Raw genomic sequence first — 13,467 nt, 5'->3', positions numbered from 1 at the left:
TATCATGCGGCTGCGCGGCAGGCCTTGCCGGGGGCGGCGGCTTGGCGATAAACCGGTTGGCAGCAATCCCTTGCGGCGCTTGAAGACGTCCGGTTCTGACCGAGGAAATAGCCGATGACTGTTCCGACCTTGCCCTCTCTGTTGTGTGTAGCGGCGGGGTGGCAATGAGCGGGTCGGCTGAGACCGCGCCGCGCGGCGGGATCGCGCGGGTGTCGCGCCGGGTGATGAACCTCGCCTACGTCCTGACCCAGAACGCCCGCCGCCACGGCGATCGTCCCGGCTTCATCTGGAACGAGAAGGTCTGGTCCTGGCGTCATATCGACCAGAATGTCTCAGCGCTGGCGGCGGCGCTCGCCGCGCGCGGCATCGGCAAGGGCGACCGCATCCTGGTGCATTCCAAGAATTGCGACGAAATGTTCTGGTCGATGTTCGCGGCCTTCCGGCTCGGTGCGGTCTGGGTGCCCACCAATTTCCGCCTGATGCCGGACGAGGTCGCCTATCTGGCGGCAGCCTCAGGCGCCAAGGCGTTTCTCTGCCATGCCGACTTCCCCGAGCACGCCAAGGCGGCGGCCAATCCCGCGCTCGAATTCGTCTGGCGGATCGGTGAGGAGGGCACGTTCGGCGAGGCGACGGTTGGCGACGTCATCGCCAAGCATGCCGGCGCCGCGGTCGAGAACACGGCGGTCGAGTACGACGATCCCTGCTGGTTCTTCTTCACGTCAGGCACCACCGGCCGGTCCAAGGCCGCAGTCTTGACCCACGGCCAGATGGCCTTCGTCATCACCAACCATCTCGCCGATCTGATGCCCGGCACCACCGAACAGGACGCCTCGCTGGTGGTGGCGCCGCTGTCGCATGGCGCCGGCGTGCACCAGCTGGTGCAGACCGCGCGCGGCGTGCCGACCATCCTGCTGCCGTCGGAGAAGTTCGACATCGCCGAGGCGTACCGCCTGATCGCGAGATACCGCGTCAGCAACATGTTCACGGTGCCGACCATCCTGAAGATGATGGTCGAGCATCCCGCCGCCGACCAGCACGACCATTCCTCGTTGCGCTACATCATCTATGCCGGCGCGCCGATGTATCGCGAGGATCAGAAGGCCGCGCTGAATAAGCTCGGCGGCGTGCTGGTGCAGTATTTCGGCCTCGGCGAGGTCACCGGCAACATCACGGTGCTGCCGCCCGGTCTGCACGATCCCGAGGATGGCCCGCATGCCCGGATCGGCACCTGCGGCTTCGAGCGAACAGGCATGCAGGTCTCGATCCAGGGCGACGACGGACGCGAGCTGAAGGCGCACGAGACCGGCGAGATCTGCGTGATCGGTCCCGGCGTGTTCGCGGGCTACTACGACAACCCCGAAGCCAATGCGAAGGCGTTTCGTGACGGCTGGTTCGGCACCGGCGATCTCGGTCATATGGACGAGGACGGTTTTGTCTACATCACCGGCCGCGCCTCAGACATGTACATCTCCGGCGGCTCCAACATCTATCCGCGCGAGATCGAGGAGAAGCTGTTGACGCATCCCGCGGTCGGCGAGGTCGCCGTGCTCGGAGTGCCCGATCCGTTCTGGGGCGAGGTCGGGGTCGCCGTCTGCGTCGCGCGCGAGGGCGTCGACGCGGTCGCGGAAGCGGAGCTTGCCGCCTATCTCGCGCCGAAGGTGCCGCGCTACAAGATGCCAAAGCGGTTCTTCTTCTGGGAGGCGTTGCCGAAGTCCGGCTACGGCAAGGTGCCGAAGCGGCTGATCCGCGACGAGCTCGAGGCGCGCGGGCTGCTCGAGGTGATCGCAAAATCGACGGGCGCGTGAGGCGATGCGCAGCATCGCCCAGCCCGGCACTCCCATACCCGAGCGCATTCAATGGGTCGCCGCGCGCGGCCGCGCGTTTTCATTCGTGCTGGAAGCCGGCATTCCCTTGCTCGAAGCCGTGCGGCGTGGCTTTGCGGCGGAAGGCTTTTGCGGCGGCGTGCTGAGCGCCAAGGGTGGCGCGCTCGGGCCGTTCGCCTATGTGATGCCGGCGCTGTCGAAGGACGGCGTCAACGCCGCGTTCTACAGCGATACGTTCCGTCCCGATGGCGTGACCCGGCTCAAGCTCGCGGCGCTGACCTTCGGCGAGCGCGACGGCGCACCTTTCTTCCATTGCCACGGACTATGGACCGAGGCCGATGGCCGCTTCAACGGCGGACACATGCTGCCGGACGAAACCATTGTCGCCGAGCCGTTCGAGGTCAGCGCGTTCGGCATCGACGGCGCGACGTTTGTGGCCGAGCCCGACAGCGAGACCAATTTCAAGCTGTTCGGGCCGGTCGGAAGCGCCCCGGCGGGTGCGAAGACCACGAGCCATGCGTTCGCGCTGCGGCTGCGGCCGAACCAGGATTTTGCCTGTGCGCTGGAAGGATTCTGCCGCGAGCATGGCATCCTGCGCGCGCGGTTGCATGGCGGGGTTGGCTCGACCATCGGTGCGGTCTTCAGGGACGGCCACAGCGTGGTGCCGTTCGCGACCGAGCTCGCGGTGACCTCCGGGCAGATTGCGCCTGACGCCAATCGCCGCCTGCGCGCCAGTCTCGATGTCGCGCTGGTCGACTATCTCGGCGGCATCGCCGAGGGACGCCTGGTGCGCGGCGACAATCCAGTGCTGATGACGATGGAGCTGGTGCTGGAGGTGCTGGAAGAGGCGGAGCGGCCATAGGATGCCCTCCGGCCCCTCCACCGGTCGTTCCCGGTGTTCGCTGGAGCCGATACCCCGCATTCTCCGCTGTCGTCCCGGCGAAGGCCGGGAACCATAACCGCAGGGCGTATGGATGGAGCGAGTTGGGGCCACAGCGTCGCGCAACAACAGTCATTTTGGGGAAATGGGCCCGGCCTTCGCCGGGACGACGGGGAGCGTGCTGAGCCGCCTGTGGGTCACACATCCGCGTTCTCGCAACAGGTAAGGGCCGCGGCGCTCACCGCCGTTTGCGGACATGGACGTTGATGTCGAGGTCGATCGCGCTGACACAGGTCTGCTCGGTGCGGTGCGAGCTACCCTCATGCCAGCGCTCCTGGCGCAGGCTGATCTCGCCGACATTGGCGAGACGCAGGCAACGCCATTGCGGCAGCCTGCCTGAGCTTTCGCCGGCGAACTGCCAGGCCAGCACGACCTCTTCACCGCTCTCGTTGTGACCGATGATATGCGGGCAGAGCTCGCGAGGCCGCCCGTCATAGATGCAGACCACTTGCTGCTCGGTGAGGATCGCCTCGCGGAAGTGGGCATAGGCCTTCCTGGGCATGGGATATCGGGTCATCTAGGATCGTGACGGGCTGCCGTTATAAACTCGGCCACCCACCATTGTTTCCCCGGATCCGCGCATATGGCCAGAGGACGACACCGCCCGATCAACATGCCCGCACCGTATCTCCGGCGGGTCTGGCTCGATCCCGACCGGATTCCCGACCGCGACGCATATCCGTTCGTGCTGCCGCTGCTGCGCGACGAATTCGAGCTCAGCTTCGACAAGGCGATCACCATCATCGTCGGCGAGAACGGCACGGGCAAGTCGACGCTGCTGGAAGGCATCGCCGTGATGGCGGGCTATGACGACGCCGGCGGCGGCAAGGGCTATCGGCCGGTCGACCACAGCAATGCGGTGGAGAAGATGGGCGGCTCGCTTGCGTCAGCGCTGCGCGCGAGCTGGCTGCCCAAGATCACCAACGGCTGGTTCTTCCGAGCCGAAAGTTTCTTTTCGGTCGCCAGATATCTCGATTCCGTCGCCAGCGCTTATGCCGACTTCCTGTCGCATTCCCATGGCGAGGGTTTTTTGCGCTTCTTCGAGGAGCGCTGCCAGCGGCAAGGCATCTTCATCTTCGATGAGCCTGAATCTGCGCTGTCGCCCGCGCGCCAGATCGAATTCCTCAAGCTGCTGCGGCGGATGGACAGTTCCGGCAATTGTCAGGTCATCATGGCAACGCACGCGCCGATACTGATGGCCTATCCGAACGCGACCCTGCTGCGGCTGACGAAGTACGGGCTCGAGCCGGTGAACCTGAGAGACACGGATCACTACAAGGTCATGCGCGAGTTCTGCGACGATCCGAAGGGGTTCGTCGAGGCGGCGATCGAGGATTGACGCCGATCGCGGCGGGGGTGCCGAGGTCAAGGTCGGCGACGGCCCGCGCGCGTTCGGGCGCTTCTGAGAAGGACGAAGTAGGTGCAGCCGGCGCCCGCATGAGCGAAAGCTGCATGCCGGCTCCTTCATCGCACGCGTGCTGCGAGGTTCAGCGCGCGGTCTTCAGATAGGCAATGACGTCGGCGCGATCATGAGCGTCGGGCAGCCCCTTGAAGAACATCTTCACGCCGTGAACGTCGCCGCGAGGATCGGCGAGGTAGGCATCAAGCGCTGCTGTGTCCCAGGGGGTCTTGTTGCCGCGCATGGCGTCCGAATAGTCGAAGCCCTGGACCGACGCCGGCTGGCGGCCAACGATGTGCCAGAGGCTCGGGCCCACCTTGTTCACGCCGACATCGAGCGAATGGCAGTTCACGCAAGTGCGCTGGAAGATGGCCTGGCCCGCGATCGGGTCACCGTCCATCGCGCGGACCGGCGCGGGCGATGTTGCGAGCAAGGTGGCGGCGAGCGTAACGCTGCCGACGGTGCAGGCGGCGCCGAATTTCATTCCCATCATGAGAGTCCCCTGAAATGGATTGGATTGCAATCGGTGAGACGTGGGGCGATGTGCCGGCAGCCGCCCGGCATGGTGGCTAATGCCGCTCGGCTTCCGCCTCCTTCTCCAGCTCTATAATGTGGTCGCGCAGCACGTCGAACCGCGCCTCGGTCACGTCGCTGAACAGCGGATCCTTGTGCGGGGAGAGGGTGGACGCGATTTCGGCCCAGTCCTGCGCCGTCAATGCCTTGACCGCGGCCGGGAAGAAATCGCGGTCTTCCATCCTGATGTGCCGCCGTTCGTGCACCAGGAAATCGCGGATGATCGCGTCGACATTCTCGCGCGGAATTTCGGCCCCCGCGCGCACATTGGCGACGGCATGCGCGACGCGGTGCAGGCGATCGGAGCCCTTCTGATGCTCGCGCGCGAGGTCGCCGACTTTCGCGGCAGCGACCGGATCGCGGAGCTGGAGCTTGGCGAAAATCAGATCTTCCTGGCGGTGATGGTAGAGTTCTGTGTAGACTTCGAAATAGGCAATGATGCTGCCGATCACCTCGTAGTCCGGCCGGCCGGCGTGATCGAAGATGTTCAGCTCGTGCTCAAGAACGGTAAGCAGCCGCTCGATATTGCGGTGTTCCCGGGACAGGATGTCGATGACCATGGCAGTGATCCACGCAGAAGGCTGAATGAATCAGTAGACGAAAAGACCGTCCCGGACTTTGCGCTGGATCAAGGTGCCGCCGAATTCGCCTGACGGCTCCAGGGCGGAAATCGCCGCGAAAGCATCGGGCGACCGCTAACGGATGGGCCGCGGCGGCTGAAGCCGCGGGGGAGGCGGCGGGTTTGGCGCGCTGCGGTGGATGCGATCTCTGCACATCCGGCGTGCTCTGGTGCTATAATGTCTGCTAAACAAGGGAAAACAGGGAGGATGCCATGCATCATACCTTGGTGCCCAGCGACCGCGTCGAGCATGTCTGCGTGTTCGGGCGCGATGGCTCAAAGCTCGGATCGATCGAGCGGCTGATGCTCGACAAGGTGAGCGGCACGGTGGCCTACGCCGTGATCAAGACCGGCGGCGTGCTCAGCAGCCACCACCATTATCCGGTGAAGTGGACAGCCTTGAAATTCGATCCCGCGCGCCAGGCCTTCGAGGCCGAAGTGACGCTGGACGATCTGCGCACCGGCCCATCCGAGTTCGACGGCGACGAATTCGACTGGGGCGACCGCTCGCACGCGTACACGCACCCGAATTATTGGGCGGTGTAGCAGAGCAGGTGAGGGGAACTGGAGCCCGCATGAATGAAGCGACATGCGGGAGCCGCCAACTGTTCGGTTGGAAGTTCCGGATATCGCTTCGTCCATCCGGGCCACTCGCTTAGTCTACGACAGGCATACATGACCCAATTCAAGCCGGCCGGCAGGCCTTCCGTCATCCCGAGAATTGTCACGCGCGACCTGACCGGCCTGGCCGGATTTCTGAGAGACGTTTTCGGCGCGGAAGGCGAAGTCCGGTCTGGCGCGCCAACGGAAATTCGGATCGGGGACTCGATCATCCTGATCAGCGACGGCGGAGGCGTCCGCGAGGCGATGCCGGCCTTTCTCTATGTCTACGTCGAGAATGCAGACGAGACCTACCGGCGGGCGATTGCGGCGGGCGCTGAAACGATCGAGGCCCCTGCGAATACGCCTTATGGCGACCGACGTGCGATGGTCCGGGATGCCTCGGCAAACGTCTGGCAGATCGCCACCTACCGTGGGAGCTGACTCGCAGTCCGTAGGATGAGTGCAGCGAAGCGATACCAGTCATTCGGGCCGAGAGATAAGTCGATGGGTTTCGCTTCGCTCTACCCATCCTACGCGCTCACCCGCAAAAGGCCCGCAAGCCGCGCAATCGCCTGCGCGTGGTGCGCCTACTCCGCCGCCTCGCTCGCCGAGCTCTTCCTTGGCTTGCTGTTCGCCTTCTTCAGCACCGGCGCCAGGAACTTGCCGGTGTAGCTCCTCGGCGCCTTGACGATGTCTTCCGGCGGGCCCCAGGCGACGATTTCGCCGCCGCCGTCGCCGCCTTCGGGGCCGAGATCGATCACCCAGTCGGCGGTCTTGATGACTTCGAGATTGTGTTCGATCACCACCACCGTGTTGCCCTGGGCGACTAGCTCGTGCAGCACCTCGAGCAGTTTTGCGACGTCGTGGAAGTGCAGGCCGGTGGTCGGCTCGTCCAGGATGTAGAGCGTGCGGCCGGTGGCGCGCTTCGACAGCTCCTTGGCGAGCTTGACGCGCTGGGCTTCGCCGCCGGACAGCGTGGTGGCCTGCTGGCCGACATGGATGTAGTCGAGGCCGACGCGGTGCAGGGTCTGGAAGGTCTCGCGCACGCGCGGCACCGCCTTGAAGAACTCGGCGGCTTCCTCGACCGTCATGTCGAGCACGTCGGCGATGCTCTTGCCCTTGAACAGCACCTCCAAGGTCTCGCGGTTGTAGCGCTTGCCCTTGCAGGTGTCGCAGGTGACGTAGACGTCGGGCAGGAAGTGCATCTCGATCTTGATGACGCCGTCGCCCTGGCACGCCTCGCAGCGGCCTCCCTTGACGTTGAAGGAGAAGCGCCCGGGCTCGTAGCCGCGCGCCTTGGCCTCGGGCAGGCCGGCGAACCATTCGCGGATCGGCGTGAAGGCGCCGGTATAGGTCGCCGGATTCGAACGCGGGGTGCGGCCGATCGGCGACTGGTCGATGTCGATGATCTTGTCGATGTGCTCGAGGCCCTCGATGCGGTCGTGCGGCGCGGCGCCCTCGCTGGCGTTGTTCAGCTTGCGCGCGATCGACTTGTAGAGCGTGTCGATCAGCAAGGTCGACTTGCCGCCGCCGGAGACGCCGGTGACGCAGGTGAACAGGCCGAGCGGGATCTCGGCCGAGACGTTCTTCAGATTGTTGCCGCGGGCGTTGATGACCTTGATGGTGCGCCGGTGGTTCGGCGGCCGCCGGTCCGGCACCGGAACCGAAAGCTCGCCGGTGAGATACTTGCCGGTCAGCGATTTCGGGTTGCGCATGATCTGGTCGGGCGTGCCCTCGGCGACGATGTGGCCGCCATGCATGCCGGCGCCGGGCCCGATGTCCAGCACATAATCGGCGAGCCGGATGGCGTCCTCGTCATGCTCGACCACGACCACGGTGTTGCCGAGGTCGCGGAGCCGCTTCAACGTGTCGAGCAGGCGGGCATTGTCGCGCTGGTGCAGGCCGATCGACGGCTCGTCCAGCACGTAGAGCACGCCGGTCAGGCCCGAGCCGATCTGCGAGGCGAGGCGGATGCGCTGGCTCTCGCCGCCGGACAGCGTGCCCGACGAGCGCGACAGCGTCAGGTAGTTCAGGCCGACGTCGAGCAGGAAGGTCAGGCGCTCGCGGATCTCCTTCAGGATGCGTGCCGCGATCTCATTCTGCTGCGCGTTGAGTGCCTCCGGCACGGTCTCGAACCATTCGCCGGCGCGCTTGACCGAGAGCTCGGAGATCTCGCCGATATGCTTGCCCCCGATCTTGACGCACAGCGCCTCCGGCTTCAGCCGGTAGCCGTGGCAACCTTCGCAGGGCACGTCGGAGAAATACTTGCCGAGCTCCTCGCGCGCCCACTCGCTCTCGGTCTCGCGGTAGCGGCGGTCGATGTTGGTGACGACGCCCTCGAACGGCTTCTTGGTGTCGTAGGAGCGGACGCCGTCCTCGTAGGAGAACTTGATCTCGTCGTCGCCGGAGCCGTGCAGCAGCGCGTTCTGGACCTTCTTGGTCAGGTCCTTCCACTTGGTGTCAAGCGTGAACTTGTAGTGCTTGCCGAGCGCGGTCAGGGTCTGGATGTAATAGGGCGAGGACGACTTCGCCCAGGGCGCGATCGCGCCCTTGCGCAGGGTCAGCTCCTTGTCGGGGATGACCAGGTCCTCGTCGATATGCTGCTCGACCCCGAGGCCGCCGCAGGCCGGGCACGCGCCATAGGGATTGTTGAACGAGAACAGGCGCGGCTCGATCTCGGGGATGGTGAAGCCGGAGACCGGGCAGGCGAATTTCTCCGAGAACAGGATGCGCTCGGGTCCGCTCTTGTCGTGGATCTTCGCGGTCTTCTTCTTGTCCTCTTTCTTCTCATCCTGCCCGGCCGCGGCGGGCGCGTCGGCGTATTCGATCACCGCAAGGCCCTCGGCGAGCTTCAGCGCGGTCTCGAAACTTTCCGCGAGGCGCTGGGCGAGGTCGGGGCGCACCACGATGCGGTCGACCACGACGTCGATGTCGTGCGGGAATTTCTTGTCGAGCGCGGGCGCCTCCGACAACTCGTAGAAGGTGCCGTCGATCTTGACGCGCTGAAAGCCCTTCTTGAGGTACTCGGCGAGCTCCTTCTTGTACTCGCCCTTGCGGCCGCGCACGACCGGCGCCAGCAGATAGAGGCGGGTGCCCTCGGGGAGCGCCAGCACGCGGTCGACCATCTGCGAGACGATCTGGCTCTCGATCGGCAGCCCCGTTGCCGGCGAATAAGGCACGCCGACGCGCGCCCACAACAGGCGCATGTAGTCGTAGATCTCGGTGACGGTGCCGACGGTGGAGCGCGGGTTCTTCGACGTGGTCTTCTGCTCGATCGAGATCGCCGGCGACAGGCCGTCGATCTGGTCGACATCCGGCTTCTGCATCATCTCCAAAAATTGCCGCGCATAGGCCGACAACGACTCGACGTAGCGGCGCTGGCCCTCGGCATAGATGGTGTCGAATGCCAGCGACGACTTGCCGGAGCCGGACAGGCCGGTGAACACCACGAGCTTGTCGCGCGGAATCTCGACGTCGATGTTCTTCAGATTGTGTTCGCGCGCGCCGCGGATCGTAATGGCGCGCGATGAGGAGCCGGCGTTCTGTTGGCGCTTCGCCTTGAGCACTTCATCCATAGCGACAGTTCCGGGCGCATGATCGGGCGCCTTTTTTGGGCGCGCATCGCCGGTGCTGCCGGGACCTTGCGCCGATGGGTGAGAAGACTGGAACGTAGGAAGAACAGCCGACAATTTCCAGTGCTGAGTCGCGTCCATCAACGGATAGTTTGCCTGTTGGCAGCAGCCGTCAGCAGGAACCGGTTCCCAAACGTAAAAAGGCCGGCGCGAGGCCGGCCTTTCCGAGACCCTGAGGTCCGTTTCGCTCAGTACTTGGCGACGATCGGGCCGCCGAAGTGATAGTTCACGCCGAACTGCACGGTGTGCAGGTTGATGTCGGCAGACGGAACGCCGAAGTAGGTCTCGCCGCCGAGGCTGCGATACAGGTACTCGCCCTTGATCGACCACTGCGGCGCGATGAACGCCTCGATGCCGGCGCCGACCGTCCAGCCGGAGTGGAAGTTGCTCTGCGAGACGCTCACGCCGCCAGCGCTGACGGTGAGCTTGTTGTCGGCCCAGGCATAGCCGCCGGTGCCGTAGAACAGCACCTTGTCGACGGCGAAGCCGATGCGGCCGCGCGCGGTGCCCAGCGAGTCGATCTTGCTCGTCGCGGTGATGCCGAACGCGGTCGCGGACGCATTGACGTCAGCCCAGGCGCCGTCGGCCTCCAGGCCGTACACAATGTTGCCGGCCTGCCAGTTGTAGCCGATGGTGCCGCCGCCGAAGCCGCCTTCCATCTTCGGGTTGCCGGAGTCCTCGCTGGCATAGCCACCGAAGCCGCCGATGTAGAAGCCGGTCCAGTTATAGATCGCGGCCGGCGGCGGAGCCTTCACGTAAGGCGCGCGAGCCGCCATGTCGGCGGCCATTGCCGGTACAATTGCGCTGAGGGCAAACATGCCGGCCGAGGCCAGCAAAACATTCCTGATTTTCAAAGTCCCAGTCCCATTTTCTTGTTGTCCCCTTCAAACGTTGAAGGGAGCGCCACGGCAGTGTCGCGTGGCCCTGACGTGTTTCTACATAGAAATCTTGGAAGTTGTGTATCTGTGAAACCACAATGCGCGGAAAACGGCCCAAGCCATGCGCGCGCTTGCACGCGACGAAAGGACCGGCGCTGTATTCGCTGCGCAGAAGCGGCGCGCGCCGCCGGTACCTCAGTATTTCGCCGATACGACCGGGCTTGGCGCGTTGAAGTGGTAATTGATGCCGAGCTTGACGGTGTGGAAGGTGTCCTTCCACTCCGAGCGATCGTTGATCGCAGGCGTGTACTGGATCGGCGCGACCTTGCCGAGATCGACGTAGTTGTACTCGAGCTTGGCCGACAAGTTGGCGGCGAACATGTATTCGACGCCGGCGCCGGCGGTCCAGCCCCAGCGGGTGTCGCTGGCCGAGGCCGAGGGCGGCGCGAGCCCGGCATTGTAGCGGTGCAGGATGTCGCCGACCGCGGCGCCGCCGTTGACGAACCACAGCGTGGCGCCGTCGGCGTAACCGAGCCGGCCCTTGATGTCGCCGAAACTGCGTAGCTCGGTGTAATAGCTGTCGAGCACGCTGGGCGGTCCGACATTGATCACGCCGGAGCGGCCGGTGACGGCGGACCAGTGGTAGTCGCCCTCGACACCGAACACGACGGGTCCAGTCTGGACATTGTAGCCGATCACGCCGCCGACAAAGCCGCCGCTGGTGTTGTAGGTTTGGGTGCCGATGAACGCTGCGTCGTTCGGTGCGCCAAGATAGGTCTCGCTGCTGGTGCCCCAGCCGCCGCCGCCTTGGGCGCCAAGATAGAAGCCGTTCCAGCTGGTCACGGGCGCTACGACCGGCACCGGTGTTGGGGCATGCGCGGCGAGGTCAGCCGCCGATACGGACGAAACACTCAGCGCGGCGAGGCCGGCTGCGGCAACCCAAAGCTGCTTCATGGAATCCATCCCGCTTCGAATCGATCAATGACGGGACAAGGCTACCAGCACAGGTTGCAATCGAGCGTGGCGCGCCTGCAACACATGTAACATATTGAATCCACTTAATATTTTACAATTTATTAAGGTTTAGCCGCGTTTGATTCGTTGCCTTCGTTGGCCGCTCGCCGACCGCGCAAACAAAAGGGCCGGCACGAGGCCGGCCCTTCGTCTGGATCAAATCCGTGCGGCGCGATCAGTAGCGCGCAACCACCGGGCCGCCCCACTTGTAGTTCACGCGGACGGTGACGAGGTCGACGTCCTGGCGATCGCGGATGCTGCTGAACAGCGCGCCGGTCGGCGTGGTGAGATTGTAGGTCTTATCCTGCATGAACAGGTGATCGTATTCGACACCGGCGGTCCAGTTCGGCGCGAAGCCGACTTCGATGCCGGCGCCGATGGTGCCGCCCCAGCGGGTGTCGGTCGCGCGGCCGGCAAGCACGCCGGTCGGCGTGAAGTAGGTGCTGAAGCGGTTGTCGGTCAGCGCCGCGCCACCCTTGGCGTACAGCAGCACGTTGTTGACGGCGTAGCCGATCTGGCCGGTGAACAGGCCGAACGCGTCGATCTTGCTCTGGTTGGTGAACAGGCCCGGGAAGATCGCGCTGTTGTTGCTGCCCTTCAGGTCAGCCCAGTCGCCCTGCGCTTCGAGGCCGAACACCCAGGTGCCAGCCTGCCAGCGATAGCCGATCTGGCCACCGGCAACGCCGCCGGTCGCATCATGGCAACCATCCGAACCGATGAAGACGCCGGCCGGGATCTGGTCCCAGCAATTGTGGCTCGAGCCCCAGCCGCCGTTGGCGCCGATGTAGAAGCCGCTCCAGTCATAGACGGCGGCAATCATCGGCGGCGCCTTGGTGTAGGGGCGCGCAGCGAGATCGGCAGCTGCGGCCGGCGCAGCGAACGCAATCAGGGCAACCGTACCGAGCAAAAACTTCTTCATCATCACCCTCAGCTTCCCAATCGGCTCCCACAGGTCCCGAAGCGCGACTTCAGACGCGAGCGCCCGTCTGATGGACGGTAGCTATACGCTGATTCAACCGGAAACGCCGTCTCCCAAAAGCCACACTCGCGCAAGAAGTGTGGCCATTGCAAGGCACTGATTTATGGCTTGTTTTTCGTTCTAATGGAGCGGAGCAGGCGGCCCGGATCTAAACAGGCTGCCGCTCGATCGGTATCGGCCGCTTCTACGGCTGGTTGTGGCGAACAAAACTGGAACAATCCCGGCGGCGATGCTATATCTCGATATCCGTGGATAAACCGCGCAACGGCAACGGCAGCGAGCCGGCGCCGTCGTATAGGGTCTTCCACGACGCCTGCAAGGTAAGTGGCGAAGGTTGAGAGTGGCGGCCGATGTCCGGCGCCCGGTTTTGAGCGGAGATGATGCGATGGCGGGAAGCGTGAACAAGGTGATCCTGGTTGGAAACCTCGGCAAGGATCCGGAAATCCGGCGGACGCAGGACGGCCGTCCGATCGCCAATCTTTCCATCGCGACCTCGGAAACCTGGCGCGACAAGGGCACCGGCGAGCGCAAGGAAAAGACCGAGTGGCACCGCGTGGTGATCTTCAACGAAGGCCTCTGCAAGGTCGCCGAGCAGTATCTGAAGAAGGGCGCCAAGGTGTACATCGAGGGTCAATTGCAGACCCGCAAATGGACCGACCAGAGTGGCGTCGAGAAGTACTCGACCGAGGTCGTGCTGCAGGGCTTCAACTCCAACCTCACCATGCTCGACGGGCGCGGCGGTGGAGGCGGCAGCTTCTCCGATGATGGCGGCAGCGATTTCGGCTCGTCCGGTCCGGTCAGCTCGGCGCCGCGCCGTGCGGTCGCCGCCGGCGGCGGCAGCCGCAACAGCGACATGGACGACGACATCCCGTTCTGACGACGGGGCGCGCTCCCCACTGTTCAATTGGATGCCGTTCCGTGAAGATCATTTCGCGGAGCGGCGTTGCAATTTGCCGTGGCAGCTTCCTTGTGTGGATTATGAGGGTATTCCGATAAACGACTGCAGG

The 13,467-nt window shown here is 64.5% G+C and carries 13 protein-coding genes; 6 read left to right on the top strand and 7 right to left on the bottom strand.

Features of this window, described 5'->3' with window-relative positions; all coding sequences use genetic code 11:
• Positions 1 to 164: 164 nt before the first annotated feature.
• Together ACVISU_RS01800 and ACVISU_RS01795 are read left to right on the top strand one after the other, a co-directional pair.
• Positions 165 to 1,805, top strand: coding sequence for an acyl-CoA synthetase (locus ACVISU_RS01800; protein ID WP_456705791.1), 1,641 nt, complete (start codon positions 165 to 167; stop codon positions 1,803 to 1,805).
• A gap of 4 nt (positions 1,806 to 1,809) precedes the next feature.
• Positions 1,810 to 2,685: a PCC domain-containing protein gene (locus tag ACVISU_RS01795; RefSeq protein ID WP_456705790.1), complete on the top strand. Its 876-nt coding sequence runs from the start codon at positions 1,810 to 1,812 to the stop codon at positions 2,683 to 2,685.
• 256 nt (positions 2,686 to 2,941) lie between these two features.
• Here ACVISU_RS01795 and ACVISU_RS01790 read toward each other — a convergent pair whose 3' ends face one another.
• Positions 2,942 to 3,280 (bottom strand): hypothetical protein, encoded by a 339-nt coding sequence (locus tag ACVISU_RS01790; RefSeq protein ID WP_456705789.1) that lies wholly within the window; start codon positions 3,278 to 3,280, stop codon positions 2,942 to 2,944.
• Positions 3,281 to 3,346: 66 nt separating this feature from the next.
• Between ACVISU_RS01790 and ACVISU_RS01785 the strand changes: the two genes are divergently transcribed.
• Positions 3,347 to 4,102, top strand: coding sequence for an AAA family ATPase (locus ACVISU_RS01785; protein WP_456705788.1), 756 nt, complete (start codon positions 3,347 to 3,349; stop codon positions 4,100 to 4,102).
• A 148-nt stretch (positions 4,103 to 4,250) separates the two neighbouring features.
• On the opposite strand, the gene ACVISU_RS01780 is transcribed toward ACVISU_RS01785, so the two are convergent.
• On the bottom strand, positions 4,251 to 4,646 hold the full coding sequence (locus tag ACVISU_RS01780) for a c-type cytochrome (RefSeq protein WP_456705787.1): 396 nt from the start codon (positions 4,644 to 4,646) through the stop codon (positions 4,251 to 4,253).
• Positions 4,647 to 4,731: 85 nt separating this feature from the next.
• The gene (locus tag ACVISU_RS01775; RefSeq protein ID WP_456705786.1) at positions 4,732 to 5,295 is read right to left on the bottom strand and encodes a hemerythrin domain-containing protein; all 564 of its coding nucleotides are present in this window, start codon (positions 5,293 to 5,295) and stop codon (positions 4,732 to 4,734) included.
• A 272-nt stretch (positions 5,296 to 5,567) separates the two neighbouring features.
• On the opposite strand from ACVISU_RS01775, the gene ACVISU_RS01770 reads away from it, so the two are divergent.
• A complete protein-coding gene (locus ACVISU_RS01770; RefSeq protein WP_050400497.1) occupies positions 5,568 to 5,900 on the top strand; it encodes a PRC-barrel domain-containing protein in 333 nt (110 codons plus the stop codon).
• A 129-nt stretch (positions 5,901 to 6,029) separates the two neighbouring features.
• Positions 6,030 to 6,398 (top strand): VOC family protein, encoded by a 369-nt coding sequence (locus ACVISU_RS01765; protein ID WP_456705785.1) that lies wholly within the window; start codon positions 6,030 to 6,032, stop codon positions 6,396 to 6,398.
• A 146-nt stretch (positions 6,399 to 6,544) separates the two neighbouring features.
• Here the strand turns inward: ACVISU_RS01765 and uvrA are convergent, their stop codons facing one another.
• The 4 genes from uvrA to ACVISU_RS01745 form a co-directional block, all read right to left on the bottom strand.
• Positions 6,545 to 9,532: an excinuclease ABC subunit UvrA gene (gene uvrA, locus ACVISU_RS01760; protein ID WP_456705784.1), complete on the bottom strand. Its 2,988-nt coding sequence runs from the start codon at positions 9,530 to 9,532 to the stop codon at positions 6,545 to 6,547.
• Positions 9,533 to 9,777: 245 nt separating this feature from the next.
• On the bottom strand, positions 9,778 to 10,437 hold the full coding sequence (locus tag ACVISU_RS01755; protein WP_050400630.1) for an outer membrane protein: 660 nt from the start codon (positions 10,435 to 10,437) through the stop codon (positions 9,778 to 9,780).
• A gap of 225 nt (positions 10,438 to 10,662) precedes the next feature.
• Complete coding sequence (locus ACVISU_RS01750) at positions 10,663 to 11,421, bottom strand: outer membrane protein (protein ID WP_456705783.1); 759 nt, start codon at positions 11,419 to 11,421, stop codon at positions 10,663 to 10,665.
• A 235-nt stretch (positions 11,422 to 11,656) separates the two neighbouring features.
• A complete protein-coding gene (locus tag ACVISU_RS01745; protein WP_063695226.1) occupies positions 11,657 to 12,400 on the bottom strand; it encodes an outer membrane protein in 744 nt (247 codons plus the stop codon).
• A gap of 445 nt (positions 12,401 to 12,845) precedes the next feature.
• On the opposite strand from ACVISU_RS01745, the gene ACVISU_RS01740 reads away from it, so the two are divergent.
• On the top strand, positions 12,846 to 13,337 hold the full coding sequence (locus tag ACVISU_RS01740; protein ID WP_021081257.1) for a single-stranded DNA-binding protein: 492 nt from the start codon (positions 12,846 to 12,848) through the stop codon (positions 13,335 to 13,337).
• Positions 13,338 to 13,467: the final 130 nt, after the last annotated feature.

The organism is Bradyrhizobium sp. USDA 4452 (assembly GCF_054063575.1).
The sequence above is the reverse complement of the archived record's forward strand: the minus strand, read 5'-3'. Positions and strand labels throughout refer to the sequence as shown.

Excerpts from the sequence above, each read along its gene's own strand:
- ACVISU_RS01800 (WP_456705791.1), top strand. The coding sequence starts at position 165 with ATGAGCGGGTCGGCTGAGACCGCGCCGCGCGGCGGGATCGCGCGGGTG.
- ACVISU_RS01795 (WP_456705790.1), top strand. The coding sequence starts at position 1,810 with ATGCGCAGCATCGCCCAGCCCGGCACTCCCATACCCGAGCGCATTCAA.
- ACVISU_RS01790 (WP_456705789.1), bottom strand. The coding sequence starts at position 3,280 with ATGACCCGATATCCCATGCCCAGGAAGGCCTATGCCCACTTCCGCGAG.
- ACVISU_RS01785 (WP_456705788.1), top strand. The coding sequence starts at position 3,347 with ATGGCCAGAGGACGACACCGCCCGATCAACATGCCCGCACCGTATCTC.
- ACVISU_RS01780 (WP_456705787.1), bottom strand. The coding sequence starts at position 4,646 with ATGAAATTCGGCGCCGCCTGCACCGTCGGCAGCGTTACGCTCGCCGCC.
- ACVISU_RS01775 (WP_456705786.1), bottom strand. The coding sequence starts at position 5,295 with ATGGTCATCGACATCCTGTCCCGGGAACACCGCAATATCGAGCGGCTG.
- ACVISU_RS01770 (WP_050400497.1), top strand. The coding sequence starts at position 5,568 with ATGCATCATACCTTGGTGCCCAGCGACCGCGTCGAGCATGTCTGCGTG.
- ACVISU_RS01765 (WP_456705785.1), top strand. The coding sequence starts at position 6,030 with ATGACCCAATTCAAGCCGGCCGGCAGGCCTTCCGTCATCCCGAGAATT.
- uvrA (WP_456705784.1), bottom strand. The coding sequence starts at position 9,532 with ATGGATGAAGTGCTCAAGGCGAAGCGCCAACAGAACGCCGGCTCCTCA.
- ACVISU_RS01750 (WP_456705783.1), bottom strand. The coding sequence starts at position 11,421 with ATGAAGCAGCTTTGGGTTGCCGCAGCCGGCCTCGCCGCGCTGAGTGTT.
- ACVISU_RS01745 (WP_063695226.1), bottom strand. The coding sequence starts at position 12,400 with ATGAAGAAGTTTTTGCTCGGTACGGTTGCCCTGATTGCGTTCGCTGCG.
- ACVISU_RS01740 (WP_021081257.1), top strand. The coding sequence starts at position 12,846 with ATGGCGGGAAGCGTGAACAAGGTGATCCTGGTTGGAAACCTCGGCAAG.